The sequence below is a fragment of the Pseudomonas sp. 20P_3.2_Bac5 genome (genome assembly GCF_025466035.1).
Lineage (GTDB): Bacteria > Pseudomonadota > Gammaproteobacteria > Pseudomonadales > Pseudomonadaceae > Aquipseudomonas.
This window is the reverse complement of record NZ_JANLOA010000056.1, coordinates 1-592: the sequence shown is the minus strand read 5'-3', so window position 1 is coordinate 592 and position 592 is coordinate 1. Positions and strand designations below refer to the sequence as shown.

The window sequence follows — 592 nt, the reverse complement described above, 5'->3', positions numbered from 1 at the left end:
ATACGTGGACAGCGGCAACGTCAGCGCCACCATTACCGGCACCACTGGCGGTGATTTCGAGAAGTTGAACGTCAGCAGCACGCCAGCGGTAACCGCCGTCACCGACACGATCGACACTTCGACCGTAACCCTGACTGCGACGCCAAGTGTGGTAGAGGGCGGCGTCGTCACCTACACCGCTACCGTCAGCGCACCGGTCACCGGCGCGCCACTGGTCATCAGCCTCGCCAACGGCCAGTCGATCACCATCGCGGTCAATGCGTCGAGCGGCTCGGTGGACTACGTCGCACCAAACAACGTCTACAACACCAACGCAGCGCTGACCAACAGCATCACCGGCGTCACTGGCGGCAACTACGAGAAGCTGGTCACGGCCGGAGCGCCGTCCACCACCGTGACGGATAACCCCGCTCACCTCGACACCACTGGCGTCTCGCTGACCGCCACCGGCACCGTCCAGGAAGGCGGTCAGATCACCTACACCGCCAAACTGACCAACCCGGCCGGCACTGAAATGAAGGTCACCCTGAGCAACGGTGAAACCATCACCATCGCCAAGGACGCCACCGAAGGCAGCATCACCATCGCCGCG

Annotated in this window: 1 protein-coding gene; it reads left to right on the top strand. The window is 63.3% G+C overall.

The genetic code is table 11. The features are described 5' to 3' along the window. On the top strand, positions 1–592 hold a 592-nt coding region (locus NTD88_RS09175), incomplete at both ends, for an immunoglobulin-like domain-containing protein (protein ID WP_262155005.1).